This is a genomic window from Streptomyces phaeofaciens (genome assembly GCF_014648915.1).
Lineage (GTDB): Bacteria > Actinomycetota > Actinomycetes > Streptomycetales > Streptomycetaceae > Streptomyces > Streptomyces phaeofaciens.
Window position 1 is genome coordinate 24,489 of the sequence record NZ_BMSA01000009.1, and the last position, 26,510, is coordinate 50,998.

A 26,510-nucleotide genomic window follows, 5' to 3' on the forward strand; every position below is an offset into this window, starting at 1 on the left:
CCGCCGTTTTCCCCGCAAGTGTGAATGGATGCCGCTCCCATGGCGAATGAAGACAAGCTCCGCGCCTATCTCCGACGTGTCACCGCCGAACTCGACGAGGCACACGGCCGGCTGCGCGAGGCCACCGACAAGGAGCAGGAGCCCATCGCCATCGTCGCGATGAGCTGCCGCTACCCCGGAGGCGTCGGCTCCCCGGAGGACCTGTGGCGGCTCGTCGCGTCCGGCGCCGACGGGATCACCCCGCTGCCCGCCGACCGGGGCTGGGACCTGGACGCCCTGTACGACGCCGACCCGGACGCCGCGGGCAGGTCGTACGTCAGGGGCGGCGGATTCCTGCACGAGGCCGCGGAGTTCGACGCCGGGTTCTTCGGTATCAGCCCGCGTGAGGCGCTGGCGATGGACCCGCAGCAGCGGCTGCTCCTGGAGACCTCCTGGGAGGCCGTCGAACGCGCGGGCATCGACCCCGCCTCACTGAAGGGGAGCCGGACCGCCGTCTTCGCCGGCATCGCCGGCCAGGACTACGCGGCGCTCTTCGGCACCGCGCCCGGCGAGGCCGAGGGCTATGTCGGCACCGGCACCTCGGGCAGCGTGCTCTCCGGCCGGGTGGCCTACACCCTCGGTCTGGAGGGTCCGGCGGTCACCATCGACACGGCGTGCTCCTCCTCGCTGGTCGCCGTGCATCTCGCCGCGCACGCCCTGCGCAAGGGCGAGTGCTCGCTCGCGCTGGCGGGTGGCGTGACCGTCATGGCGACCCCCGGCGCCCTCGTCGAGTTCTCCCGGCAGCGCGGTGTCGCCCCCGACGGCCGCTCCAAGGCGTTCGCCGCCGACGCGGACGGCATGGGCATGGCCGAGGGCGTCGGCATGCTCCTTCTGGAGCGGCTGTCGGACGCGCGCCGCAACGGTCACCACGTGCTGGCGGTGGTCCGGGGCTCGGCCGTGAACCAGGACGGCGCGTCCAACGGCCTCACGGCCCCGAACGGCCCCTCCCAGCAGCGGGTGATCCGCCAGGCCCTCGCCAACGCCCGGCTCTCCGCCGCCGACATCGACGCCGTGGAGGCGCACGGCACCGGCACTCGGCTCGGCGACCCCATCGAGGCGCAGGCACTGCTCGCCACGTACGGCCAGGAGCGGCCAGGGGAACGGCCGTTGTGGCTGGGCTCGGTGAAGTCGAACATCGGGCACACCCAGGCCGCGGCCGGCGTGGCCGGTGTCATCAAGATGGTCATGGCGATGCGGCACGGCGTGCTGCCCCGCACCCTGCACGTCGACGAGCCCTCGCCTCAGGTGGACTGGGCCGCCGGCGCGGTGGAACTGCTCACCGAGTCCCGGGACTGGCCGGAGGCCGGACACCCGCGCCGGGCGGGCGTCTCCTCGTTCGGCATCAGCGGAACCAACGCGCATGTCGTCCTGGAACAGGCCCCGCTGGACGAACCCGCCGGCACGCCGCAGCCGCAGCCGGATCCGGTGACGGTGACCTCGCCGGTGGTGCCGTGGGTGCTGTCCGGACGTACCCCGGAAGCGCTGAGGGCCCAGGCCGAGCGGCTGCGCGCCCATGTGCTGGCCATGCCGGAGTCGGAGCCCGCCGACGTGGGTCTGTCGCTGGCGACCGCACGGGCGGCCCTGGAGCAGCGGGCCGCCGTGGTCGCCGCCGACCGGGACGGGTTCCTGGAGGCCTTGGGTGCGCTGGCCGAGGGGCGGGGGGCGCCGGGTCTGGTCCAGGGTGTGGCTGCCGAGGACGGCCGGGTCGGGTTTCTGTTCACGGGGCAGGGTTCGCAACGGGCCGGTATGGGGCGGGAGTTGTACGAGTCCTTCCCCGCGTTCGCCGACGCCTTCGACGCGATGTGTGCGCGGTTCGGGGATCTGTCGCTGAAGGAAGTGGTGTTCGAGGGCGGGCCTGCTCTCGACCGGACCGTGTATGCGCAGGCGGGGCTCTTCGCGCTGGAAGTGGCGCTGTTCCGGCTGCTGGAGTCCTGGGGTATCCGCCCGCAGGTGTTGCTCGGTCACTCGATCGGTGAGTTGGCGGCGGCGCATGTGGCGGGTGTGTGGTCGCTGGACGACGCCTGCGCGCTGGTGGCGGCGCGGGGCCGGTTGATGCAGGCGTTGCCGGAGGGCGGCGCGATGGTGGCCGTGCAGGCGACCGAGGCCGAGGTGATGGCTGCCCTGGTCGACGGGGTGTCGATCGCTGCCGTCAACGGCCCTTCGGCCACGGTGATTTCGGGTGACGAGGACGCGGTTCTCGCGGTCGCGGCCGCCTTCGAGGGCCGTAGGACCAAGCGGCTCACGGTCTCCCACGCCTTCCACTCCCACCGTATGGAGCCGATGCTCGCGGACTTCCGACAGGTTGCGGAGGGCCTGTCGTACGAGTCCCCGCGCATCCCGGTCGTGTCGAATCTGACGGGTGAACTCGCCACCGCCGCCGAGCTGTGCGACCCGGAGTACTGGGTCCGCCATGTCCGCGAGGCCGTCCGCTTCGCCGACGGGGTGCGGACGCTGCTGGGCCAAGGCGTGACCACGTTCGTCGAGCTGGGGCCGGACGGGGTGCTCTCCGCCATGGCGCAGGACAGCGCCGACCAGTCCGGCGCGGTGTTCGTGCCGGTGCTGCGGGGCGACCGGGCCGAGCCGCAGACGGTGACCGCCGCCGTCGCCCAAGCCCACACACGCGGCGTCCGGGTCGACTGGGCGCGGCTGTTCGCGGGACGCGGTGCCGTGTCCGTGAGCCTTCCCACCTACGCCTTCCAGCGCGACCGGTACTGGCCCGAGGTCACCGCGGAGTCCGCCGCGGCCGACCCCACGGACGTGGCCTTCTGGGACGCCGTGGAGCGCGCCGATGTGGCGGCGTTCGCCGACACGCTCGAGGTGGGCGAGGAGGAGCGGTCCTCGCTGAGCGCCGTGCTGCCGGTGCTGTCCTCGTGGCGGCGCAGGCACCGGACGCAGTCCGTCGTGGACTCCTGGCGCTACCGCATCCTCTGGAAGCCGGTGCAGCGCGCCACCGACCCGGTGCCGCTGACGGGCAGCTGGATCGCGCTGGTGCCGCGCGGCGGGTCCGCCACGGCCACCGCGGTCCTCGCGGCCCTGCGCGCCGCCGGGGCCGAGCCCACGACCGTCGAGGTCGACACCGCCGACTGCACGGTCGCCGCGCTGCTGCCCCTCCTGCGGGAGACGCCGCCGGCCCGCGCGGTGCTGTCCTTCCTCGCCCTGGACGAGACCCCCCACCGGGACCACCCGGAGGTCACTTCCGGTCTCGCCGCCACCCTGGAACTGGTCCGGGCGCTGCCGGCCGCCGAGATCACGGCGCCGCTGTGGTGCCTGACCCGCGGCGCGGTGGCCGTCGGCCGGTCCGACCGCCCCGCCGATCCGGCACAGGCCCAGGTCTGGGGCCTCGGCCGCGCCGTGGCGCTGGAACACCCCGACCGCTGGGGCGGCCTGCTCGACCTGCCCGAGACGCCGGACCAGCGGTCGCTGGCCCGGGTCCTGCGGGTGCTGGCCGGGGACGACACCGAGGACCAGGTCGCGGTGCGCGCCTCGGGCGTGTTCGTCCGACGCCTGGCCCGCGCCCCCCGCTCCGAGTCCGTGACCGCCCCCTGGCGCCCGCGCGGCACCGTCCTGGTGACCGGCGGAACCGGCGCGCTGGGCGCCGAGTTCGCCCGCTGGCTCGCCCGCAACGGTGCCGCGCACCTGATCCTCACCAGCCGGCGGGGACCGGCCGCGGCCGGGGCACGGGAGCTGCGCCAGGAGCTGACCGCGCTCGGCGCGACGGTGACCGTGGCGGCCTGTGACGTGGCCGACCGCGACGCCCTGGCCCGGCTGCTCGCCGAGGTGCCCGCCGAGGCGCCGCTCAGCGCGGTCGTGCACGCCGCAGGCGCCGGCCAGTTCACCCCGGTCGCCGACACCGACCCGGCCGAACTCGCCCAGGTGCTGCGCGCCAAGGTCGCCGGCGCCCGCAACCTGGACGCCCTGCTGCACGACACACCGCTGGACGCCTTCGTCCTGTACTCCTCCATCTCCGCCGTCTGGGGCAGCGGCGGACAGGGCGCCTACGCGGCCGCCAACGCCTACCTCGACGCCCTCGCCGAGCAGCGCCGCGCCCGTGGCCTGACCGCCACCTCCGTGGCCTGGGGCCCGTGGAGCGGCGGCGGCATGGCCGAGGGCGAGGCCGAGGCACAGCTGCGCCGCCGCGGCCTGTCCCCGCTCGCCCCCGAACTGGGCGTCGCCGCGCTCCGCCAGGCCGTCGAGCACGCCGACGTGACCGTGGCCGTCGCCGACGTGACCTGGGACCGCTTCCTCGCCGGATTCACCGCACTGCGCCCCAGCCCCCTGCTGGGCGACCTGCCCGAGGCCCGCAGCGCCCTGGTCACCGACGTCACCCCGGAGGACGGCGACTCCGCACTCCTGCGCCGGCTGACCGCCCTCCCCGACACCGACCGGCACCGGCTGCTCGCCGAGCTGGTCCGCACCGAGACCGCCGGCGTCCTGGGCCACGCCTCGGCGGACGCGGTGGACGACGGCCGCGCCTTCCGGGAACTCGGTTTCGACTCCCTGACCGCCGTCGAACTCCGCAACCGCCTCGACACCCTCACCGGCCTGAGCCTCCCCGCCACCCTCGTCTTCGACCACCCGACCCCCGCCGAGCTGGCCGCACACCTCCACGACGAACTCCTCGGCGACGCAGGCCGGGCGGATCCCGCGCCGGCCGCCGGCCCGGCCGGTGCCGTGGGGTCCGACGAGCCGATCGCGATCGTCGGCATGGCCTGCCGTTACCCGGGCGGCGTCGGCTCCCCGGAGGACCTCTGGCACCTGGTGTCGACCGGCGCCGACGGCATCGGGGAGTTCCCGGCCGACCGGGGCTGGGACCTCGACGCCGTCTACCACCCGGACCCCGATCACCCCGGCACCTCCTACACCCGCGAGGGCGGCTTCCTCTACGACGCCGGGTACTTCGACCCCGGCATGTTCGGCATCTCCCCGCGCGAGGCCGCCGCGATGGACCCGCAGCAGCGGCTGCTCCTGGAGACCTCCTGGGAAGCCGTGGAACGCGCGGGCATCGACCCGACCTCCCTCAAGGGCGGCGCGTGCGGTGTGTTCGTCGGATCCAGCTACCAGGGCTACGGCTTCGGCAGCGCGCCGGACGACGACTCGGCCGAGTACTCGATCACCGACATCTCGACCAGCGTCGCCTCCGGCCGTATCTCCTACGCCCTCGGCCTCGAAGGCCCGGCGGTGACCGTGGACACGGCGTGTTCCTCCTCCCTGGTGGCCCTGCACCTCGCCGCGCAGGCGCTGCGGTCGGGGGAGTGCACGCTCGCCCTGGCGGGCGGTGTCGCCGTGATGCCCACGGCGGGCACGTTCGTGGAGTTCTCCCGGCAGCGGGGGCTGGCGGCCGACGGCCGGTGCAAGTCGTTCGCGGACGCGGCGGACGGGACCGGCTGGGGCGAGGGCGTCGGCATGCTGCTCGTGGAGCGCCTGTCGGACGCGGAGCGCAACGGCCACCGTGTGCTGGCCGTCCTGCGGGGCAGCGCGGTCAACCAGGACGGCGCGTCGAACGGGCTCACGGCCCCGAACGGCCCCTCGCAGCAGCGGGTGATCCGGCAGGCGCTGGCCAACGCGGGCCTGTCGACCACGGATGTCGACGTGGTCGAGGCGCACGGTACGGGCACCCGGCTGGGCGACCCGATCGAGGCGCAGGCGCTGCTGGCCACCTATGGCCAGGACCGGCCGGAGGACTCGCCGCTCTGGCTGGGGTCCATCAAGTCCAACATCGGCCACACACAGGCCGCGGCGGGCGTGGCAGGTGTGATCAAGATGGTCATGGCCATGCGCCACGGCGTCCTGCCCCGCACCCTGCACGTCGACGAGCCCTCGCGGCAGGTCGACTGGTCGGCGGGCGCGGTCGAGCTGCTGAGCGAGGCCCGGGACTGGCCCCAGGTCGCGCGACCGCGCCGGGCGGCGGTGTCGTCGTTCGGGATCAGCGGCACCAACGCGCACACCATCATCGAACAGGCCCCGGAGCGGGCCCCGGCCGAGGAACCGGTCACGACGGTGACCTCGCCGGTGGTCCCCTGGGTGCTGTCGGGCCGTACCGAAGCAGCTCTGCGGGGTCAGGCACAGCGCCTGAAGGACTGGCTGGAGACCCACCCGGAGGACGAACTCCCCACGGTGGGACACGCCTTGGCGACCACGCGGGCGGCTCTGGAGCACCGGGCCGCAGTGGTCGCGGCCGACCGGGCCGACTTCCTGACCGGCCTCGCGGCGCTGGCCGCGGGCGAGCACGTGCCGGGCCTGGTGAACGGCTCGGTGCTGGACGGCGGCCGCACCGCCGGCTTCCTGTTCACGGGACAGGGGTCGCAACGGGTCGGCATGGGGCGGGAGTTGTACGAGTCCTTCCCCGCGTTCGCCGACGCCTTCGACGCGGTGTGTGCGCGGTTCGGGGATCTGTCGCTGAAGGAAGTGGTGTTCGAGGGCGGGCCTGCTCTCGATCAGACCGTTCATGCGCAGGCGGGGCTGTTCGCTCTCGAAGTGGCGCTGTTCCGGCTGCTGGAGTCCTGGGGTATCCGCCCGCAGGTGCTGCTCGGCCATTCCATCGGTGAGTTGGCGGCAGCGCATGTCGCGGGTGTGTGGTCGCTGGACGATGCCTGCGCGCTGGTGGCGGCACGGGGCCGGTTGATGCAGGCGCTGCCGGAGGGCGGCGCGATGGTGGCCGTGCAGGCGACCGAGGCCGAGGTGGTGGCTGCCCTGGTGGACGGTGTGTCGATCGCCGCGCTCAACGGCCCGTATTCCACGGTGATTTCGGGCGACGAGGAGGCGGTGCTGGCCGTCGCGGCCGCCTTCGGAGACCGTAGGACCAAGCGGCTCACGGTCTCCCACGCCTTCCACTCCCACCGCATGGAGCCGATGCTCGCGGAGTTCCGCAAAGTCGCGGAAGGTCTGTCGTACGAGTCCCCGCGTATCCCGGTCGTGTCGAATCTGACGGGTGAACTCGCCACCGCCGCCGAGCTGTGCGACCCGGAGTACTGGGTCCGCCATGTCCGTGAGGCGGTCCGTTTCGCCGACGGCATGGGCACCCTCGTCGCTCAGGGCGTCGGTACGCTGATCGAACTCGGTCCGGACGGTGTTCTGTCCGCCATGGGACAGGACAGCATCGCCGAGACCGACGCGGTGCTCGTGCCGACGCTTCGTGCGGAGCGTGGCGAGGCGGCGACCCTCGTCGGCGCGATCACCCTGGCCCACGTCCGGGGCGTCACCGTCGACTGGGAGCGGGTCTTCGCGGGCCGGAGCACGGGCCAGGTGGAGTTGCCGACGTACGCCTTCCAGCGGCAGCGGTACTGGACGGCGACCGCGGCCGCAGGGGCCGTCGACCACGCCGATCCGGTGGACGCCGCCTTCTGGGACGCCGTGGAGCGGGCGGACGTGGCGGCCGTCGCCGGTGCCCTCGAAGTCGGGGCGGACGAGCGGGACTCACTGGGCGTCGTGCTGCCGATGCTGTCCGCCTGGCGCGAGCGGCACCGTACCCGGTCGGTCGTCGACGCGTGGCGCTACCAGGTCACCTGGAAGCCGGTGCCGGAGACCGCCGTCACCGCGCTCACCGGAACCTGGGTCGTGGTGGCGCCCGAGGGCGGGCCCGGCGGCCGGTCGGCCGAGGGCCTGGTGCCCGCTCTTCAGGCGCGCGGGGCGCGGACCGTGGTCCTGACCGCCGACGGCGCCGAGGCCGACCGCGCGGAGCTGGCCCGACGGCTGTCGGAGGTGGACGGACCCGTCACCGGTGTCCTGTCCCTCCTCGCGCTGGACGAGTCCGCCCACCCGAGCCGCCCCGCGGTCACCGCGGGCCTGTGGTCCACCCTGGAACTCGTGCGCGCCCTCGGGGACGCCGGGATCACGGCACCGCTGTGGTGTCTGACGCGTGGCGCGGTCTCGGTGGGCCGGTCCGACCGGCTGGCCGGGGCCGCGCAGGCGCAGGTCTGGGGGCTCGGCCGGGTCGTGGGCCTGGAGCACCCGGACCGCTGGGGCGGTCTGGTCGACCTCCCCGAGACGCTGGACGAGCCCGCGCTGCGACGCATGGTCGGCGTGCTGTCCGGGATCGGCGACGAGGACCAGCTCGCCGTACGCGCTTCGGGCGTGTTCGTGCGACGGCTCACTCACGCCCCCCGGCCCACGACGGACGGGACGCCGCCGTGGCGGCCGCGTGGCACCGTGCTGGTGACCGGAGGTACCGGCGCGCTGGGTGCCGAGGTCGCCCGCTGGCTGGCCCGCAACGGTGCCGAACACCTCGTCCTGACCAGCCGCCGGGGCATCGCGGCCGACGGCGCGGCACGGTTGCGCGACGAACTGACCGCGCTCGGCGCCGAGGTGACCGTGGCGGCCTGTGACGTGGCGGACCGGGCGGCGCTGGAGAGCCTGCTCGACGGGCTGCCCGCCGACCGCCCGCTGCGTGCCGTCGTGCACGCCGCCGGCATCGGCCAGTACACCCCGCTCACCACGATGAGCGGCGAGGAGTTCGCCGACGTGGTGACCGGCAAGGTCGCCGGCGCCCGCAACCTGCACGAACTGCTCTACGACACACCGCTGGACGCCTTCGTCCTGTTCTCCTCGATCTCCGGGATCTGGGGCGGCGGCGGCCAGGGCGCCTACGCGGCCGCCAACGCCTACCTGGACGCACTCGCCCAGCAGCGCCGGCAGCACGGCCGGACCGCGACCGCGCTCGCCTGGGGACCCTGGGCGGAGGTGGGCCTCGCGGCGGCCGACGCGGCCGGTGAGGCGAACCTGCGCCGCGGCGGGCTGCGGCCACTGCCCCCGGAACTGGCCGTCACCGCCCTCCAGCGGGCGCTGGACGCCGACGATTCCGCACTGGCCGTCGCCGACGTCGTCTGGGAGCAGTTCCTGCCCGGCTTCGCCGTCGCCCGGCCCCGCCCCCTCCTCGGGGACCTGCCGGACGTCCGCAACCTCCTGGAGGCCGAGGGACGGCAGCACACCGCCGCCGTCGAGGACTCGGCACTGGTACGCCGGCTGCGCGGCCTGTCCGACGCGGAGCGCGCGAGGACGCTGCTGGAACTGGTCCGCACCGAGGTGGCGGGCGTACTAGGGCACACCTCGCCGGACGAGGTGGCGGCCGAACGCCCCTTCAAGGAGCTGGGCTTCGACTCGCTCACCGCGGTCGAGTTCCGCAACCGGCTGAACACCGCCACCGGCCTCGGCCTCCCCTCCACCCTGGTGTACGACTTCCCCACCGCAGCCGTGCTCGCCGAGCACCTCGGACGGGAACTCCAGGGCACCGACACGGGCTCCGCCTCCGCCGGCCCGATCGTCGCCGTACAGTCCGACGAGCCGATCGCGATCGTCGGCATGGCCTGCCGCTACCCGGGCGGCGTCACCTCCCCGGACGAACTGTGGCGGCTGGTGGCCACCGGAGCCGACGGCATCGGAGAGTTCCCGGCCGACCGGGGCTGGGACCTCGACAGCCTCTACGACCCCGACCCCGACCACCCCGGAACCGCCTACGTCCGCGAGGGCGGATTCCTCTACCGGGCCGGGGACTTCGACCCCGGGTTCTTCGGCATCTCCCCGCGTGAGGCGCTGGCGATGGACCCGCAGCAGCGGCTGCTCCTCGAAACCTCCTGGGAGGTCTTCGAGAACGCCGGCATCGACCCGGCCACGCTCAAGGGCAGCCGGACCGGCGTCTTCGCCGGCTGCGGCTACCAGGGGTACGGCGCCGGCTTCGACACCGCCGCCGAGAGCGTCGAGGGCTACGCGATGACCGGCGCCTCGTCCAGCGTGGTGTCCGGCCGGGTCGCCTACACCTTCGGCCTGGAGGGCCCGGCGGTGACGGTGGACACCGCGTGCTCCTCCTCGCTGGTCGCCCTGCACCTCGCGGCACAGGCCCTGCGGTCCGGCGAGTGCACCATGGCGCTGGCCGGCGGAGTGACCGTGATGCCGACGGCCGGCACCTTCGTCCAGTTCTCCCGGCAGCGGGGGCTGGCGGCCGACGGCCGGTGCAAGTCGTTCGCGGACGCGGCGGACGGGACCGGCTGGGGTGAAGGCGTCGGCATGCTGCTCGTGGAGCGGCTGTCGGACGCCGAACGCCACGGGCATCCCGTGCTCGCCGTCCTGCGGGGCAGCGCCGTCAACCAGGACGGCGCGTCGAACGGCCTGACGGCCCCCAACGGGCCGTCGCAGCAGCGGGTGATCCGGCAGGCGCTGGCCAACGCGGGCCTGTCCACCGGTGACGTGGACGCGGTGGAGGCGCACGGCACGGGCACCCGGCTCGGCGACCCCATCGAGGCGCAGGCGCTGCTCGCCACCTACGGTCAGGACCGCCCGGAGGACTCGCCGCTGTTCCTCGGCTCCGTGAAGTCCAACATCGGCCACGCCCAGGCCGCGGCCGGTGTCGCCGGTGTGATCAAGATGGTGATGGCGCTGCGGCACGGCGTCCTGCCCCGCACCCTGCACGTCGACGAGCCGTCGCGGCAGGTCGACTGGTCAGCGGGCGCGGTCGAGCTGCTGAGCGAGGCCCGGGACTGGCCCGAGCTCGCGCGACCGCGCCGGGCGGGCGTCTCCTCGTTCGGCATCAGCGGCACCAACGCCCACGTCGTCCTGGAGCAGGCCCCGGAACGCGTCCCGGCCGAGGAGCCGGCCACACCGACACCGGCCGTCTCACCGCTGATCCCCTGGATCCTGTCCGCCAAGACCACCGCTGCCCTTCGTGCGCAGGCCGAGCGGCTGCGCGCCCACGTGCTGGCCATGCCGGAGCTGGCGCCCGCCGACGTGGGTCTGTCGCTGGCGACCGCACGGGCGGCCCTGGACCACCGGGCCGCCATGGTCGCCGCCGACCGGGACGCACTCCTGACCGGACTGACCGTGCTCATCGAGAACGGAAGCACACCGGGCCTGGTCCAGGGCGTGGCGGCCGAGGAGGGCCGGGTCGGCTTCCTGTTCACGGGGCAGGGATCGCAACGAGCCGGTATGGGAAGGGAGTTGTACGACACCTTCCCCGCGTTCACCGAGACCTTCGACGCGGTGTGCGCACGGTTCGACGGTGAGCTGGAACGACCCCTGCGCGAGCTGGTGTTCGGGGGCGGTTCGGCTCTCGACCGGACCGTGTATGCGCAGGCGGGGCTGTTCGCTCTGGAAGTGGCGCTGTTCCGGCTGCTGGAGTCCTGGGGTATCCGCCCGCAGGTGCTGCTCGGTCACTCGATCGGTGAGTTGGCGGCGGCGCATGTGGCGGGTGTGTGGTCGCTGGACGACGCCTGCGCGCTGGTGGCGGCGCGGGGCCGGTTGATGCAGGCGTTGCCGGAGGGCGGCGCGATGGTGGCCGTGCAGGCGACCGAGGCCGAGGTGACGGCTGCCCTGGTCGACGGTGTGTCGATCGCCGCGCTCAACGGCCCTTCGTCCACGGTGATTTCGGGCGACGAGGAGGCGGTCCTGGCCGTCGCGGGCGCCTTCGGGGACCGTAGGACCAAGCGGCTCACGGTCTCCCACGCCTTCCACTCCCACCGCATGGAGCCGATGCTCGCGGAGTTCCGCGAGGTCGCGGAGGGTCTGTCGTACGAGTCCCCGCGTATCCCGGTCGTGTCCAACCTGACGGGCGAGTTGGCGACGGCCGATGACCTGGGCGACCCGGAGTACTGGGTCCGCCATGTCCGTGAGGCGGTCCGTTTCGCCGACGGCATGGGCACGCTCGTCGCTCAGGGCGTCGGTACGCTGATCGAACTCGGTCCGGACGGTGTCCTGTCCGCCATGAGCCAGGAGTGTCTGCCCGAGGGCGTTCAGGCCCTGGGCCTTCCGCTCCTGCGTGCCGGTCGCCCGGAGACCGAGACCCTGACCGCCGCGATCGCCCACGCCCACACGCGGGGAGTGCCGGTCGCTTGGGCGGAGTTCTTCGCCGGTCGGGGCGCGCGTCGGGTGGAGCTGCCGACGTACGCCTTCCAGCACCGGCGGTACTGGCTGGACATCGGTGTGTCGGCGAGCAATGTCGAGCTGGCCGGCATGAGTGCGGCGGGCCATCCGCTGCTGGGGGCCGCCGTCGAACTGCCCGACACCGGTGGGCTGTTGTTCACCGGGCGGCTGTCGCTGGACACCCACCCGTGGCTGGCCGACCACATCGTTCAGGGGTCGGTCGTGCTGCCGGGCACCGCGTTCGTGGAGCTGGCCATCCGGGCCGGTGACCAGGTCGACTGCGGACGCCTGGAGGAACTGACCCTGGAGGCGCCGCTGCTGCTGCCCGAACGGGGTTCGGTGCAGGTGCAGTTGGCGGTCGGCGAGGCCGACGGCTCGGGTGGCCGCGCCCTGAGCGTCCACTCCCGGACAGCGGGGCAGGCCTGGACCCGGCACGCCGCCGGCCGGCTGGCTCCCGCCGGTCCCGTGCCGGGCACGGAGTCGGAGCCCTGGCCGCCGGTGGACGCGGTCCCCGTGGCCGTCGAGGGCTTCTACGACGGGTTCGCCGCCGCCGGACTCACCTACGGGCCCGCCTTCCAGGGCGTACGGGCGGTGTGGGTGCGCGCCGGTGAGGTGTTCGCCGACGTGGCCCTCGGCGAGGACATCGCCGAGACGGCCGGACGGTTCGGGCTGCACCCGGCGCTGCTGGACGCGGCGCTGCACGCCGTCGGCCTGGGTGACCTCGTCGAGGACACCGGTCGGGCCCGGCTGCCCTTCGCCTGGTCGGGTGTGAGCCTGCACGCGGCAGGTGCCCGGGCGGTGCGGGTACGGCTGTCCCGCACCGGCGGCGCGGACACCGTGGCGCTGACGGTCACCGATCCCGAGGGCGTCCCGGTGGCGAGCGTCGACGCGCTGTCGCTGCGTCCGGTGAGCGCCGGGCAGTTGGGGGCGGCCCGCAGCGGTGGCGTCCAGGAGTCGCTGTTCCGCGTCGAGTGGATCCCGCTGCCCGAGCGGACGGAGGGGACGGTGGCCGCAGGGGCTTGGGCGGTCGTGGGCGACGACGTGTTCGGTCTCGCCTCGGCGCTCGGTACGGACGGGCGGGACCTCGTCACGTACCCGGACCTGACCGTGCCGGACGGCCCGGTGCCGGACGTGGTGTTCGTGTGCGCCGACGCCTCCGCCGTGGGCGCGGCGGCGGCGCACGAGTCCGTGGCCGCCGCGCTGACGCTGGCGCAGTCCTGGTCGGCCGACGAGCGGTTCGCGTCCGCTCGGCTGGTGTTCGTGACCCGGGGCGCGACGGTGGACCCGTATGCGGACCTGGTGCCGGACCCGGGTACGGACCGGGTGCCGGACCCCGACGCGGACCCGGTGCCGGACCCGGCGGCAGCGGCGGTGTGGGGCCTGGTGCGCTCGGCGCAGTCGGAGAACCCCGGCCGGTTCGTCCTGCTGGACCTCGACGGCGGGTCCGTCCCGGTCGAGCGGCTGACCGAGGCCCTCGCCGGCGACGAACCCCAGCTCGCGGTGGACCGTGGCGGTGTGCGGGTGCCCAGGCTGACCCGGGTCGCTGTCGCCGCCACCACCTCCCCGGCGAAGACACCTCGGCTCTCCGAGACGGACGGCACCGTCCTTCTCACCGGCGGCACGGGCGCCCTCGGTGCCGTACTCGCCCGGCACCTGGTCGCCGAACGCGGTGTACGCCGACTCCTGCTGACGGGCCGTCGTGGCGCGGCGGCACCGGGCGCGGCGGAGCTGGTCGCCGAACTGGAGGCGCTGGGCGCCTCGGTGCGGGTGGCCGCCGTGGACGTCGCCGACCGCGAGGCGCTGGCCGGGCTGCTGGCCGGGATACCGGCCGAGCACCCGCTGACCGGCGTGGTGCACGCGGCCGGAATCACCGACGACGGCGTACTCGCCTCGCTGACCCCGCAGCGGCTGGCCGCGGTGCTCCGCCCGAAGGCCGACGGGGCCTGGAACCTGCACGAGCTGACCCGTGGGCTGCCGCTCACCTTCTTCGTGCTGTTCTCCTCCGTCGCGGGTGTCATGGGCGGCGCGGGACAGGCGAACTACGCGGCGGCGAACGCGTTCCTGGACGGGCTGGCCCGGCTGCGCGCCGCGTCCGGCCTGCCGGGACAGTCGCTGGCCTGGGGGCCGTGGGACCAGAGCGGCGGTATGGCCGACGCGCTCACCGGGACCGACCGGGAACGGCTGGGCCGTTCCGGTCTGCGGGCCCTGTCCGCCGCGCAGGGCACCGCCCTGTTCGACCACACGGCCACGATCGACGAGCCCGTCCTCGTGCCCCTGCACCTGGACCTCGGCCTGCCCGACGGCCGGCCGGCCGCCGCGGACGCCCCCGCCCTGCTGCGGTCACTCGTCCGCGCACCCGCCCGGCGCCGCCTCGCCGGCGACCGGTCCGTCCCCGGATCCGGCCTCGCCCAGAGCCTCGCGGCACTCCCGGCGGCCGAGCGCGAGCAGCGCCTGCTGGAACTGGTGTGCACGCACGTGGCCGCGGTGCTCGGCCACGCCTCCGCGGCCGCGGTCGACCCCGACCAGGCGTTCCGGGAGGCGGGCTTCGACTCCCTGACCGCCGTGGAGCTGCGCAACCGCCTGCACCAGGGCACCGGGCTGCGGCTGCCCGCCACGCTGGTGTTCGACTACCCCACGCCCCTGGCGCTGGCCCGTCATCTGCGGGACGAACTGGTCGGCGCGGAGCCCGAGTCGGCGCCGCCCGCCCGGGTCACCGCCGCGGCGGCCGACGAGCCGATCGCGATCATCGGCATGGCCTGCCGCTACCCGGGCGGAGTGGCGTCCCCGGACGACCTGTGGGAGCTGGTGGCCACCGGCCGGGACGGCGTCGGCGCCTTCCCCACCGACCGGGGCTGGGACGTCGACGCGCTGTACGACCCGGAGCTGTCCCGCCCGCACACCTCGTACACCAATGAGGGCGGTTTCCTGCACGACGCGGCCAGGTTCGACCCGGCGTTCTTCGGCATCAGCCCGCGTGAGGCGCTGATGATGGACCCGCACCAGCGGCTTCTGCTGGAGACCTCCTGGGAGGCCGTCGAGCAGGCGGGCATCGACCCGGCCACCCTCAAGGGCAGCCGGACCGGTGTGTTCGCCGGAGTGATGTACCACGACTACGGGGTGCTGCTGGCGCAGGCGCCGGACGAGGACACCGAGGGTGATGTCGGCGGCGCCGGCAGTTCGGGCAGTGTCGCCTCCGGCCGGGTCTCGTACGTCCTCGGGTTGGAGGGCCCGGCGGTGACGATCGACACGGCCTGCTCGTCCTCGCTGGTGACGCTGCACCTGGCCGCGCAGGCACTGCGGTCGGGCGAGTGCTCGATGGCGCTGGCCGGCGGGGTGACCGTCATGTCGACGCCGCGCACCTTCGTCGAGTTCTCCCGGCAGCGCGCGCTGTCCCCGGACGGGCGCAGCAAGTCCTTCTCCGACGACGCCGACGGCACCGGCTGGGGCGAGGGCGTCGGCATGCTCCTGGTGGAGCGGCTCTCCGACGCCCGCCGCAACGGCCACCCGGTGCTGGCCGTCGTCCGCGGCACCGCCGTCAACCAGGACGGCGCCTCGAACGGGCTGACCGCGCCGAACGGGCCGTCGCAGCAGCGGGTGATCCGGCAGGCGCTGGACAACGCCGGACTGTCCGTCGGGGACGTCGACGTGGTGGAGGCGCACGGTACGGGCACCCGGCTGGGCGACCCGATCGAGGCGCAGGCGCTGCTGGCCACCTACGGCCGGCGCGAGGCGGACACGCCCCCGCTGTTCCTCGGCTCCGTGAAGTCCAACATCGGTCACGCGCAGGCCGCCGCGGGCGCCGCCGGCCTCATCAAGATGGTGATGGCGCTGCGGCACGGCGTCCTGCCGCGCACCCTGCACGTCGGCACGCCGTCGTCGCAGGTCGACTGGGACTCCGGGGCGGTGGAACTGCTCACCGAGGCCCGCGACTGGCCCGCCCTGGACCGGCCCCGCCGGGCCGCCGTCTCCTCCTTCGGGGTCAGCGGCACCAACGCGCACATCATCCTGGAGCAGCCGGACGGGCAGGACGCCCCGCCGGCCGGGTTCGGCGGCGGGGACATCGCGTCGCCGGCCGGGGCGGACGGTCCGGACACCGCCCCGGAGCTGGTGCCCTGGCTCCTGTCCGCCCGGACCGCCGCGGGCGTCCGCGCCCAGGCCGCCCGGCTGCGGGAGCACCTGGAACGCCACCCCGGGCTCCGCCCGCTGGACGTGTCCCACTCGCTGCTCGCCACGCGCACGGTGTTCGACCACCGGGCGGTCCTGGTGGCCGCCGAACCGGCGCGGTTCATGGACCGGTTGGCCGCTCTCGCCGAGGGCCGCGAACTGCCCGGCGTGGTCCGGGGCGGCCCCGGCGCCGCGCCCCACGGCGGCCCGGTGTTCGTCTTCCCCGGCCAGGGCACCCAGTGGCTGGGGATGGGCCGCGAACTGATGGACACCTCCCCGGTGTTCGCCGAGCGGATGACGGAGTGCGCCGCCGCCTTCGCGCCGTTCCTCGACTGGTCGCTCCTGGCGGCACTGCGCGGCGAGCCCGACGCCCCGGACACCGACCGGGTGGACGTCGTCCAGCCGCTGCTGTTCGCCGTGATGGTGTCGCTCGCCGAGCTGTGGCGGTCGCACGGCGTACGGCCCGCGGCGCTGGTCGGCTACTCCCAGGGCGAGATTGCCGCCGCCCATGTCGCCGGCGCGCTGTCGCTGGAGGACGCGGCCCGGGTGGTCGGGCTGCGCAGCCGCATGCTCGCCGAGGAGCTGACCGGCCGGGGCGGCGTGGCGTCCGTCATGATCTCCGCCGAGGAGGCGGAGCGGCGCGTGGCCCGCTGGGGCGACGCCCTGTCGGTGGCCGGCGTCAACGGCCCCACCGCCGTCACCCTCGCGGGAGACGAGCGGGCGCTGGCCGAGTTCGTCGCCGAGTGCGAGGCGGACGGCATCCGGGTACGGGTCATCCCCGCGTCGGTGCCCAGCCACTGCCCCCAGGTCGAACCGCTGCGGGAACGCCTGCTGGAACTGCTCGCCCCGGTGCGGGCCCGCTCGACCGGGATCCCGTTCTACTCGACGGTGACCGGCGGGATCGTCGACACCGCCGAACTGGACGCCGAGTACTGGTACCGCAACCTCCGCGGCACCGTGCTGTTCGAGCCGGTCGTGCGCCGGCTGCTGGCGGACGGGTACCGGACGTTCCTGGAAGCGAGCCCGCACCCGATGCTGACGGTCGCCGTGCAGCAGATCGACGCCGACGTCACGGTCGTCGGCAGCCTGCGCCGGCGCGACGGCGGCCCGGACCGGTTCCTGACCTCGCTCGCCGAGGCCCAGGTCGCCGGCCTCCCCGTCGACTGGCGGCCGGTCCTCGAAGGCCGGGGCGCGCGCCGGGTGATGCTGCCGACGTACGCGTTCCAGCACCAGTCGTACTGGCCGCGGCTGCGGCCGGCCGGCGCCGCCGACGTCGCCTCGGCGGGACTGGCGACCGCCGGGCACCCGCTGCTCGGCGCCACCGTCGAACTGCCGGACTCCGCAGGCCTGCTGTTCACCGGCCGGCTGTCCCTGGACACCCACCCGTGGCTCGCCGACCACGCGGTCTCCGGAACGGCGCTGCTGCCCGGCACGGCCTTCGTGGAGCTGGCCGTACGCGCCGGCGACCAGGTCGGCTGCGACCGGCTGGACGAACTGACCCTGGAGAGCCCGCTGGTGCTGCCCGCCCACGGCGCCGTCCAGGTACGGCTCACCGTCGGCGAGGCCGACCCGGCCGGGCGGCGCACCCTGGCCGTCCACTCACGGCCGGACACCCCCGACACCCGGGGGAGCGCGGCCGCCGGAGTCTGGACCCGGCACGCCGAGGGCCTCCTCGGCGTCACCGGCCCCGACGCGACGCCCCCCGCGGGAACGGGCGTCTGGCCGCCCGCCACCGCCGTACCCGTCCCCTTGGACGGACTGTACGAGCGGCTGGCGCTGGACGGCGTCGACTACGGACCGGCGTTCCAGGGCCTGCGGGCCGTCTGGCGGGACGGCGCGGACGTGCTCGCCGAGGTGACCCTCGACCCGCGGGCCGCCGACGCCGGACAGTTCGGCCTGCACCCGGCACTGCTGGACGCGGCACTGCACGCGCTCGGCCCCGGCGACCTGCTGGCCGGCGCCGACGGGATCCGGCTGCCCTTCGCCTGGTCCGGTGTCTGCCTGTACGCGACCGGCGCCACCGCACTGCGGGTGCGCCTGGCGCCGGCCGGACCGGACGTGGTGTCCCTCACCGTCGCCGACGGCTCGGGAGCACCGGTCGCCTCGGTGGAGTCCCTGGTCCTGCGCCCGGTGCAGGCCGACGCCTTCGCCGGCGCGCAGGGCGGCCGCGGCGGCCATCACGATCAGCTGTTCCGCCTGAACTGGACCGCGCTGCCGCACCCCGCCTTCCCGGCGGGCACGGCGGCCTCCTGGGCGCTGCTCGGCGCCGACGCGCTCGGCCTGGCCGAGGGACTCAAGGCGGCGGGCGCCCCGCCCGCCGCGTACCCGGACCTGGCCGCGCTCGGCGAGGCCGTCACCGCCGGCGCCCCGGTGCCCGACGTGGTGCTGGTGTGCGCCGGGGGCGGCGAGCGCTCGCCGCAGGCGGTACGGACCGCCACGCACGGCGTGCTGGCACTCGCCCAGTCCTGGCTGGCGGACGCCCGCCTCGACACCGCCCGCCTGGTCGTGGTGACCGGGGGCGCGGTCGCCGCACGGCCCGACGACACCGTGCCGGACCTGGCCGGCGCCGCACTGTGGGGTCTGCTCCGGTCGGCGCAGACCGAGAACCCCGACCGGTTCGTCCTCCTGGACGTCGACGGCAGCGACCCGTCCTGGCGGGTCCTGTCCGGCGCCGTCGCGGGCGGCGAACCCCAGCTCGCCCTGCGCGACGGCACGGTCCACGCCGCCCGCCTGGGCCGCGTCACCGACACATCGGCCACCACGGCGGACGACCCGACCCGCACTCCGTACGGCGACGGCACCGTCCTGATCACCGGCGGCACCGGCTCGCTCGGCAGCCTGGTCGCCCGCCACCTGGTCACCGCCCACGGTGTCCGCAGCCTCCTGCTCACCAGCAGGCGGGGACCGGCGGCCGACGGTGCCGACGCGCTCGCGGCGGAACTCACCGCCCTGGGCGCGAGCGTCACCGTCGCCGCCTGCGACACCGCCGACCGGGACGCGCTCGCCGCGCTCCTCGCCGGCATCCCCGAGGACCGCCCGCTCACCGGTGTCGTCCACGCGGCCGGTGTGCTCGACGACGGCGTGATCGGCTCGCTCACCCCCGACCGGGTCGACCGGGTGCTGCGCCCCAAGGTGGACGCGGCCTGGCACCTGCACACGCTCACCGAGCGGCTGGACCTGTCGGCGTTCGTGCTGTTCTCCTCGGCCGCCGGTGTCTTCGGCGGACCGGGCCAGGGCAACTACGCGGCGGCCAACGCCTTCCTCGACGGCCTGGCCCACCACCGCCGGGCCCGGCGCCTCGCCGCGACCTCGCTCGCCTGGGGCCTGTGGGCCGACGCGGCCGGCATCAACAGCGGCATGGCCGACGGCATCGGCGAGGTCGACGTACGCCGTATGGCCCGCTCCGGCATGACCGGCCTGTCCGCGCCCGAGGGCCTCGCGCTGCTGGACGCGGCCGAGGCACTGGGGGAGCCGCTGCTGGTGCCGACCCGCCTGGACCTGGCGCCCGGCGGCGCGGCGGCCGTCCCCGCACTGCTGCGCGACCTGGTCCGCGGACCGCTGCGCCGGACCGCGCGGGGCCAGGACGCCACGGACGGCACCTCGCTGCGCACCCGCCTGCTGGGCGTACCCGTGGCGGACCGGGTGAAGGTGCTGCTGGACGTCGTCCGCGGCCAGGTCGCCGACGTCCTGGGCCACACCTTTGCGGACGCCGTCGAACCCGACCAGGCGTTCAGCGAACTCGGCTTCGACTCGCTGACCGCCGTGGAGCTGCGCAACCGGCTCAACCAGGTCACCGGCCTCCGTCTCACCGCCACCCTGGTCTTCGACCACCCGACCCCGCAGCGGCTCGCGGCCCGGCTGCTGGACGACCTGGACCTGGCCGAACCCGTGGCCACGGCCCCGCTGCTGGCGGAGTTGACCCGGATGGAGTCGGCCCTCTCCGCGATCACCCCGGACGCCCTGTCCGACGTCGCCCCGGACGACACGGCGTACGACGAGGTCACCGTGCGGCTCCAGACCCTGCTCGCCAAGTGGAGCCGTTTCCGCACCGAACCGGAGGCCGCGGAACCCGCCCGCGACCTCGGGACGGCCACCGCCGACGAGCTGTTCGACTTCATCGACGGCGAACTCGGAGGGCTGTGACCGCCATGACCCGCACCACCGTCGCCCGCACCGCCATGGCCGGAACCGCCATGACCCACACCCCTGAAGACCACTTGCGAGGAGCGAACCAGTCCGTGACGAGTCCCGGGACCAATGAGGAGAAACTCCTCGGCTATCTGCGGCGCGTGACCGCCGACCTCCAGGAGACGCGGCTGCGGCTGCGCGAACGTGAGGCCGGTGACCAGGAGCCGATCGCCATCGTGGGCATGGCCTGCCGCTATCCCGGCGGCGTCGGCTCCCCGGAGGACCTGTGGCGGCTGGTGTCCGAGGGCACCGACGCGGTCGCCGGACTGCCCCGGGACCGCGGCTGGGACGTGGACGGCCTCTACGACCCCGACCCGGACCGCATCGGCACCGCCTACGCGCGAGAGGGCGGCTTCCTCTACGACGCGGCGGACTTCGACCCCGCGCCCTTCGGCATCTCCCCGCGCGAGGCCCTGGCCACCGACCCGCAGCACCGCCTGCTCCTGGAGACCTCCTGGGAGGCCTTCGAACGCGCGGGCATCGACCCCACCTCGCTCAAGGGCAGCCGCACCGGCGTCTTCGCCGGCCTGATGTACCACGACTACGCGGCCCGGCTGCGCGGCGTACCCGACGACGTGGCCGGATACATCGGCAACGGCAACTCGGGCAGCATCGCGTCCGGGCGGCTGGCCTACACCTTCGGGCTGGAGGGTCCCGCGGTCACCCTCGACACCGCCTGCTCGTCCTCCCTGGTCGCGCTGCACCTCGCCGCCCAGGCACTGCGCTCCGGGGACTGCACGATGGCCCTGGCCGGCGGGGTCTCCGTGATGGCGGCCCCGGTGACCCTGCTGGAGTTCTCCCGGCAGCGCGGGCTGGCCCCGGACGGCCGCTGCAAGGCGTTCGCCGCCTCCGCCGACGGCACGGGCCTCGGTGAGGGCGTCGGCATGCTGGTCCTGGAGCGGCTCTCCGACGCCCGCCGGGCCGGCCGCCGGATCCTGGCCGTGGTGCGCGGCACCGCCGTCAACCAGGACGGCGCCTCCAACGGCATGACGGCACCCAACGGCCCGTCCCAGCAACGCGTCATCCGGCAGGCACTGGCCGACGCCCGGCTGTCCGCCGACGAGATCGACGCCGTGGAGGCCCACGGCACCGGCACCGGCCTGGGCGACCCCATCGAGGCACAGGCGCTGCTGGCCACGTACGGCCAGGACAGGGCCGAGGACCGCCCGCTCTGGCTCGGCTCGCTCAAGTCCAACATCGGGCACACCCAGGCGGCCGCCGGCGTGGGCGGTGTCATCAAGATGGTGATGGCGATGCGGCACGGCGTGCTGCCGCCGACCCTGCACATCGACGAACCCTCGCCCCGGATCGACTGGACCGCGGGCCGGGTCTCCCTCCTGACCGACACCCGGCGGTGGCCGACGACGGGCCGCCCCCGCCGCGCCGGCGTCTCCTCCTTCGGCATCAGCGGCACCAACGCGCACGCCATCGTGGAACAGGCCCCCGAGGAGTCCGCCCCGGCCGCCGAGACCACCGTACGGACCACCACCGTGCCCTGGATCCTCTCCGCCAGGTCCCCTCAGGCCCTGCGGGCCCAGGCCCACCGCCTCGGCACCCATCTCGGCGCCCACCCGGACGCGGCGCCCCAGGACATCGCCCTCTCCCTGGCCACCACCCGCACGTCCATGGACCACCGCGCCGCGCTCGTGGCCACGGACCGCGCCACCCTCACCGCCGCCCTGACGGCCCTCGCGGAGGACCGCGACGCGCCCGCTCTGGTGCGGGGAGTCGTCTCCCGCCGCGCCAGGACCGCCTTCCTGTTCACCGGCCAGGGCGCACAACGAGCCGGCATGGGACGGGAGTTGTACGACACCTTCCCGGTCTTCGCCGAGGCCTTCGACGCGGTCTGCGCCGGGTTCGAGGGCGAGTTGGACCGGCCGTTGCGCGAGGTGGTGTTCGAGGGCGGTACGGCTCTCGACCGGACGATCCACACCCAGGCGGGCCTGTTCGCCCTGGAGGTGGCGCTGTTCCGGCTGCTGGAAGCCTGGGGCGTGGTGCCGGACCACCTCGCCGGTCATTCCCTCGGTGAGTTGGCGGCGGCGCACGTCGCGGGTGTGTGGTCGCTGGACGACGCGTGCCGGCTGGTGGCGGCGCGAGGCCGTCTGATGCAGGCGCTGCCCGAGGGCGGCGCGATGGTGGCGGTGCAGGCCACCGAGGAGGAAGTGACGGCGGCCCTCGTCGACGGGATGTCCATCGCCGCGCTCAACGGCCCTTCCTCCACCGTGATTTCGGGCGACGAGGACGCGGTCCTGGCCGTCGCGGCCGTCTTCGGGGACCGCAGGACCAAGCGGCTCACGGTCTCGCACGCCTTCCACTCCCCGCGCATGGAGCCCATGCTCGCGGAGTTCCGCAAGGTCGCGGAGAGCCTGTCGTACGAGTCCCCGCGCATCCCCGTCGTGTCCAACCTGACCGGTGAACTCGCCACCGCCGCCGAGCTGTGCGACCCGGAGTACTGGGTCCGCCATGTCCGCGAGGCGGTCCGCTTCGCCGACGGCGTACGCACGCTCGCCGATCACGGCGTCCGTACGCTGATCGAACTCGGTCCGGACGGTGTCCTGTCCGCCATGAGCCAGGAGTGTCTGCCCGAGGGTGTGGAGGCTCTGGGCCTTCCGCTCCTGCGTGCCGGTCGCCCGGAGACCGAGACCCTGACCACCGCGATCGCCCACGCCCACACGCGGGGAGTGCCGGTCGCGTGGCCGGAGTTCTTCGCCGGTCGGGGCGCACGGCGGGTGGAGCTGCCGACGTACGCCTTCCAGCGGGAGCGGTACTGGCTGGACAGCGGGGTCTCGGCGGGGGACATCGAGTACGCCGGGCTGGGCCCGGCCGGTCACCCGATGCTCGGTGCGACCGTGGAACTGCCGGACTCCGGTGGGCTGTTGCTCACCGGGCGGCTGTCCCTGGAGACCCACCCGTGGCTCGCCGACCACACCGTGACCGGTGTGGCGCTGCTCCCGGGAACGGCCCTGGTCGAACTGGCCCTGCGGGCGGGGGAGGGGCTGGACTGCGGCGAGTTGGCCGAACTGACCCTGCGGGCCCCGTTGGTTCTCCCCGAACAGGACGCGGTCGCCCTTCAGCTGGTGGTGGGCCCGGCCGACGACGACGCCCGCCGCTCGGTGCGGGTGTACGCGCGTCCCACGACCGACCCGGAGTGGACCCTGCACGCCGAGGGCACGCTCGCGCCCGCCGGACAGGACCCCACGCCCGCCTGGACGCCGACGGTCTGGCCGCCCACCGGGGCGGAGCCGCTGTCGCCGGACGGTCTCCACGAGCGGCTGGCCGACGCCGGCCTCGGCTACGGCCCGGCCTTCCAGGGCCTGCGGGCCGCCTGGCGGCTGGGCGACGAGGTGTACGCCGACATCGAGGCTCCGGAGCCGGTACGGCAGACGGCCGACGGGTTCGGCATCCACCCCGCGTTGCTGGACGCGGCCATGCACGGCCTTAACCTGGGCGGACCGCTGGCCGACATCGGCCGGGGACGGCTGCCGTTCTCCTGGAGCGGGGTACGGCTGCACCGCACGGGTGCCGCCTCGCTGAGGGTGCGGCTGGCCCCGGCCGGCACGGACGCGCTGTCGTTCGCGGCCGTCGACCCCTCGGGCGACCCCGTGGCCTCCGTGGCGTCCCTGGTGCTGCGCCCCGTCGGCGCCGACGGGATGCGGGCCGGGGCGTACCGGCGCTCGCTGTTCCGGCTGGAGTGGACCCCGCTGACCCATCTGACCCCCCTGACCCCCCTCCCGGCACCGGACGCCCCGGCGGCCCGCGCCGCGCGCTGCGCCCTGCTGGGCCTCGACGGCCCCGGGCTGCGCCGGGCGTTCGAGGACGCGGGCACAGCCGTGGACGGCCACCGGGACCTGGCGGCGCTGCGGGAGGCCGGCGGCGTGGCCCCGGACCTGGTGCTGGCCGCGCTGCCGGATCCCGTCGACGCCACGGACCCGGCGGACCGCGCCCACCGGCTGGCCGCCGCCGCGCTGGACCTGCTGCGGACCTGGCTGGCGGACGACGCCCCGGCGGCGGCGCGGCTCGTCGTGCTCACCGAGGGCGCGGTGGCCCCCGGGGTGACGGATCCGGCGGCGGCCGCGGTGTGGGGGCTGGTGCGTTCCGCGCAGGCCGAACACCCGGGCCGCTTCGTGCTGCTGGACCTCGACGGCACCCCGGAGTCCGCGGCCGCCGTGCCCGCCGCTCTCGGCACCACCGAGCCGCAGATGACGATCCGTCAAGGTGCGGTGTCGGCTGCCAGGCTGGCCCGTACGACCCCGGCGGAGTCCGCCTCCGAACCCCTGCGGGCCGAAGGCACCGTGCTCGTCACCGGTGGCACCGGAGCCCTCGGCGCCCTGGTGGCCCGGCACCTGGTCGTCGAGCGGGGCGTACGGCACCTGGTGCTCACCAGCAGGCGGGGCGGGGCCGCCCGGGGCGCCGCCGAACTCGTCGCGGACCTGAGCGCGGCGGGCGCGTCCGTCACCGTCGCGGCGGTCGACGTCGCCGATCGGGACGCGCTGGCCGCCGTCCTGGCCGCCGTACCGGCCGCACACCCGCTGACCGGTGTGGTGCACACGGCGGGCGTGGTCGCGGACGGGCTGATCGGCTCCATGACCCCGGAGCGGCTGGCCGAGGTGCTGCGTCCCAAGGTGGACGGAGCCTGGAACCTGCACGAGCTGACCGCCGGTGACGACCTGTCGATGTTCGTGCTGTTCTCGTCCCTCGCGGGCACGCTGGGCGGCGCCGGGCAGGGCAACTACGCGGCGGCGAACACGTTCCTGGACGCGCTGGCCCACCACCGGCGGGAGCAGGGCCGCCCCGCGGTCTCGGCGGCCTGGGGCATGTGGGCCCGGCTCAGCGGGATGACCGAGGGGCTCGGCTCGGCCGAACTGGACCGGCTGCGCCGGGTGGGACTCGGCGCGCTGTCCGACGAGGAGGGCCTCGCGCTGTTCGACGCGGCCACCGCGGGCCCGGACGCCACGCTGGTGGCCATGCGGCTCGACGCCGGCGGTCCGGCCGGCGATCTGCTGCCCCCGCTGCTGCGGGACCTCGTACGGCCCCGGGCCCGGCACACCCGGGCGGCGGCCGCCACCGGCGACCCGGGCGGTCTGCGGCGTGCCCTGCGGGATCTGCCGGAGCGCGAGTGGGAGGAGTTCCTCGCCACGGCGGTGCGCGAGCAGGTGGCCGCGGTGCTCGGCCATACCTCCGCGGCGGCGGTCGACGCCGAGCACCCGTTCACGGACCTGGGCTTCGACTCGCTGGCCGCCATCGAACTGCGCAACCGCCTCACCGCGGCGGGCGGCTTCCCGCTGCCGGCCACGCTGATCTTCGACCACCCCACCCCGGCCGCCGTCGCCGCACATCTGCGCGCGCTGCTGGCGGAGGCCGGACCCGAGAACAGCGCTGACAGCGCCGGACCCGCCGGTGCGACGGCCGGCGTCCCCGCCGGTCCGCCGCCGGGCTCCGTGGAGGCCCTGTTCCGGCAGGCCTGCGAGGCCGGCCAGTACGAGGACGGCGTGGAACTCCTCATGGCCGCCGCCCGGATCCGCCCCGGCTTCGACACGGAACACGCGACCGCCCACGCCCCGCGGCCGGTACGGCTCTCCCGGGGCCCGGGGCGGCCGTCGCTGGTCTGCTTCGCCGCCCCGGTGGCCCTGACCAGCGTCCACCAGTACGCGCGGTTCGCGGCCGCTTTCCAGGACGTCTGCGAGGTGTCGGTGCTGGTCCCGCCGGGCTTCGCCGACGGTTCCGCGCTGCCGCGCTCGGCCGAGGCGGCCGTCGCCTGTCTGACGGACGCCGTCCGCGGCACCCGCGCCGAGGGCGAGCCCGTCGTCCTGGTCGGGCACTCCTCCGGCGGCTGGCTCGCCCATGCGGTCGCGGCCCGGCTGGAGAGCCTCGGGGAGGCACCCGCCGGTGTGGTGCTGCTGGACACCTATCTGCCCGGCCACGACGTCGTCCAGGGCTTCGCCTCGGTCTTCATGGACAGCATGTTCGACCGGGAGGGCATGGTGGACGGGGTGGACTTCGCCCGGCTGACCGGCATGGGCGGCTACTTCAGGGCCTTCGCGGACTGGAAGCCGGCCGAGGTGGCCGCGCCCACCCTGTTCCTGCGCGCCGCCGGCCGGATCCTCGACGAGGACCGGAGCGGGCCGCCCGCGCCGCAGGCCTCCTGGCACCTGCCGCACACCGCGGGCGAGGTGCCCGGGAACCACTGGACCATGCTGGAGGAGCACGCCGCCGCGGCCGCCCGCCCGGTCCTGGACTGGCTCGGCCTCGCCGGCTCCTGAACACGAGGTCGGCCC

General features: G+C 75.1%; 2 protein-coding genes. Both read left to right on the plus strand.

Annotated elements, in window-relative coordinates:
- Nucleotides 1-39 precede the first annotated feature (39 nt).
- Nucleotides 40-20,190: a type I polyketide synthase gene (locus tag IE275_RS16815; protein WP_189712120.1), complete on the plus strand. Its 20,151-nt coding sequence runs from the start codon at nt 40-42 to the stop codon at nt 20,188-20,190.
- A 5-nt stretch (nt 20,191-20,195) separates the two neighbouring features.
- Complete coding sequence (locus IE275_RS16820) at nt 20,196-26,495, plus strand: type I polyketide synthase (protein WP_229870296.1); 6,300 nt, start codon at nt 20,196-20,198, stop codon at nt 26,493-26,495.
- Nucleotides 26,496-26,510 lie beyond the last annotated feature (15 nt).